The following is a 2,985-nucleotide window of genomic DNA, read 5'->3' as shown; positions in this document are numbered from 1 at the left end:
ACTGGACTTCGAAGATCCCGAGGGCCAGCGTCTGCGCCTGGTCAGCGATGGCGGCAAGGGCGGCAGCCATCCCTGGGCGCAAAGCCCGGTACCGGCCGAGCACCAGATCCGCGGGCTCGGGCCGATCGTCATCAGCGTTCCCGACATCACCAACACCGAGGCGGTGGTGACCACGGTGATGAACATGCGCAAGGCGCGCGACTATGCCTCGCCGGAGGGCCAGGTTCACGTCTTCGAAATGGGCGAGGGCGGGCCGGCGGCGGAGCTGCATGTCCTGGTGCAGCCGGGACTGGCGCCGGCACGGCAAGGTGCCGGTGCGGTTCACCATGTTGCCTTCAGGGCGCCGGACCAGGAAACGCTGCATCAATGGACGGCGCGGCTGGCCGAGTTCCGGCTGCCGTCGAGCGGCGAGGTCGAGCGCTATTATTTCCGTTCGCTCTACTTCCGCGAGCCGAACGGCATCCTGTTCGAGATCGCAACCGACGGTCCGGGGTTCACCGCCGACGAGCCGCTGGAAACGCTGGGGGAAAGCCTCGCCCTGCCGCCATTCCTCGAACCGAAGCGCGCTTCGATCGAGGCTGGCCTCAAGCCGCTGAAGTAGATCGTTTGCCGGTCAAAGGGCGCCGCGTTCCGGTTCGGGATCTCGGCGTCCGTTCTTTCTCAGGCAATGAACGACGTGCTTTGACAGCCGGGCGCGTTGCTGGTCAAAGGCGGCATGACGAAATTCCTCGCCCTTGTCATCGTCGGTTTCATGGTCATTCAACTGATCAAGCCGCTTGGCTGGCCAGGCCTCAAGCGACGCGGTGATTTCTGGAAGCTGGCACTGCTCGCCATGGCCGCGATTTCACTGGCGGCCGTGCTCGGGCATTTGACGTAGGACGGCACTTGTCGTCGCTGCTCAATTGCCAAGCACCGGGCCGACCAGATGCTCGGCCCAGGCCCGGTAGCCTGCTTCCGAGGCGTGAAAGCCGTCCGAGGCAAAGCCGGCTTCCGGATTGGTGATTGGCAGGCGCGACGCCGGCACCGCGCCGCGCTCCAGGCAAAGGCGTTCGCCCATCCGGTTCATGTCGGTGGCGCGGATCTCAAGGATCTTTCCGAGCAGCGGCGGCATGGCTGGCGCCCGCGTGAACTCCAGCACCGGCGACCACACCACGCGCGCTTCCGGCCATTTGGCGCGCAGGCCGTAGAGCAGGCCACCGAACTCCTTCTTGAAGCGCGGCACGGAGTGAAAATTCTTGGTGTCGTTGGTGCCGATGGCCAGCACGATATGCGTCCACGGATCGGCCGACAGATTGGGCAGCACATGGTCGCGGATCTGGCCGGACGTTGCCGAATTGAAGCCGGCCGCCCGCCAGCGCACGGCGCGGCCGGTGCTTTGTGAAATCAGTACGGCGAGTTGCGCGGCAAGTCCGTCTTCCGAATTGTCGATGCCGACCGAAGCGGCGGAGGAATCGCCCAGCACCAGAAGCGAGATTGCCGGTGCTGCGCCTGATATTTCGTGCATGACCGGCCCTTGCGCCGGCAGCATGCGCGTGGTGCGGCGTCGCACGCCGAGGCCTTGCCAGATATAGACCGGGAAGGCGAGCCAGGTGAGTAGGGCCGGGAAGCGCATGGCAGTACCGTTATACGATCAGCGGCAGCCTTAGCGCATGTTTTGGCCGACGGGAACGATCTTCAATCGCAGCAACTCGCCTGCCCCGCCTGCTTGCCCTGATATTCATCGTGCAGCCGCACCCAATCCATCAGGCCGTGATAGGGGCCGTTCTCGTTGCGGCCCTTCGGCGTCATGTCGAGATAGTCGTAGGCGCCGATCTGCGCCTCGCCGCCGCGGGCGCGCGACATGAAGGTCAGGAAGATGTCGCCGGCCTCGTCCCTGTAGAAGACGCTGGTGCCGGGAAGCTCCTTCGATGTCCGTGGACGGGTCTCGAAATTGTAGGTGGTGCAGCCGTTGGCGATCTGCTTGTCGGTGAAGGAGACCTGCATGTCGAAGTTGAAATCCGAGGCATAGGACGACACCCAGTCGAACTTCCAGCCCATGCGCTGCTTGTAAGGCAGAAGTTCCGCCAGTGGAGCGCGCGAAACCACGACCAGCGACACGTCGTGATGCCGCAGATGCTGATTGGCGCCGTCGATATGGTCGGCAAGGAATGAGCAGCCCTCGCAATGATGGGTGCAGCCCGGCCCGAACATGAAGTGATAGACGATCAGCTGGCTGTTAGTGCCAAACAGGTCGGTCAGTCTGTTTGGCCCTTGTTCGGTCTCGAAGACATAGTCTTTCCTGATCTTCAGCCAGGGCAGTTCACGCCGTTCCGCGGCGATCCGCTCGCGAAACCGCGTCAGTTCCTTCTCGCGCGCCAGATGTGCCTTGTGCGCCTGGAACCAGTCTTCGCGCGAAACGATCTTGTTGCGATGCATGAACCTCTCCCTGAATGTCATCCCAAGGACGTTGGGGATGGGCGCAATCCGACATCGCCGGAGAGGAAATAAGGACGGAGAGGCTCCGCCCCAAGCCCTGCAAGTCACAAACAAAAAACCCGGGCGCATCGGCCCGGGTTCGAAGGAGGAAGAAAGGACTGTGATCAGGCAGCCTGTTCCAGGCTCGCTTTCCATTTTCCGAGCGCTGCCAGATGGTTCATGTGGGCGCGATGGGTGAAGGCGGCCTGGCCGGCGGCAACGTTCGAGGCTTTGCCGCTCCAGGCTTTCTGTGGCGCGGCCTGCAGCGCGCGACCATAGGAGAAGGTCAGCTTCCACGGGTGCGGCCCGATGGCGTTGATGGCGTTGAGATTGGCGGTCGCCTCTTCGTCTTCCTGGCCGCCGGAAAGGAAGGCGATGCCCGGCACCGCTGCCGGCACTGTCTCGCGGAACAGTTTTATGGTCTTTTCGGCGACTTCTTCGGGGCTGCTCACCTTGCCCGATTTCCTGCCGGCCAGCACCATGTTGGGCTTCAGGATGGTGCCTTCCAGCACGACGCGCGCCGCATGGAGC

5 protein-coding genes are annotated in these 2,985 nt (G+C 63.5%); 2 read left to right on the top strand and 3 right to left on the bottom strand.

Annotation, left to right across the window (positions count from 1 at the left end):
* A partial coding sequence (locus EN932_RS32685; protein WP_206618988.1) for a VOC family protein occupies positions 1 to 601 on the top strand: 601 nt, incomplete at its 5' end.
* Positions 602 to 715: 114 nt separating this feature from the next.
* Positions 716 to 877: a hypothetical protein gene (locus EN932_RS32680; RefSeq protein WP_023810961.1), complete on the top strand. Its 162-nt coding sequence runs from the start codon at positions 716 to 718 to the stop codon at positions 875 to 877.
* A gap of 21 nt (positions 878 to 898) precedes the next feature.
* On the opposite strand, the gene EN932_RS32675 is transcribed toward EN932_RS32680, so the two are convergent.
* From EN932_RS32675 to EN932_RS32665, 3 genes are all read right to left on the bottom strand, one after another.
* Entirely contained in the window at positions 899 to 1,612 is a 714-nt protein-coding gene (locus EN932_RS32675) for an SGNH/GDSL hydrolase family protein (protein ID WP_127370125.1), read from the bottom strand.
* 62 nt (positions 1,613 to 1,674) lie between these two features.
* Positions 1,675 to 2,415, bottom strand: a complete 741-nt coding sequence (locus tag EN932_RS32670) for a thioredoxin family protein (protein ID WP_127370124.1) — start codon at positions 2,413 to 2,415, stop codon at positions 1,675 to 1,677.
* 164 nt (positions 2,416 to 2,579) lie between these two features.
* The coding region (locus EN932_RS32665) for a class I fructose-bisphosphate aldolase (RefSeq protein ID WP_128369387.1) at positions 2,580 to 2,985 on the bottom strand (406 nt) is incomplete at its 5' end.

Origin of the sequence: Mesorhizobium sp. M7A.F.Ca.US.002.01.1.1 (assembly GCF_004022955.1) — a bacterium.
Taxonomy (GTDB): domain Bacteria; phylum Pseudomonadota; class Alphaproteobacteria; order Rhizobiales; family Rhizobiaceae; genus Mesorhizobium; species Mesorhizobium ciceri.
The sequence above is the reverse complement of the archived record's forward strand: the minus strand, read 5'-3'. Positions and strand labels throughout refer to the sequence as shown.

Excerpts from the sequence above, each read along its gene's own strand:
- EN932_RS32680 (WP_023810961.1), top strand. The coding sequence starts at position 716 with ATGACGAAATTCCTCGCCCTTGTCATCGTCGGTTTCATGGTCATTCAA.
- EN932_RS32675 (WP_127370125.1), bottom strand. The coding sequence starts at position 1,612 with ATGCGCTTCCCGGCCCTACTCACCTGGCTCGCCTTCCCGGTCTATATC.
- EN932_RS32670 (WP_127370124.1), bottom strand. The coding sequence starts at position 2,415 with ATGCATCGCAACAAGATCGTTTCGCGCGAAGACTGGTTCCAGGCGCAC.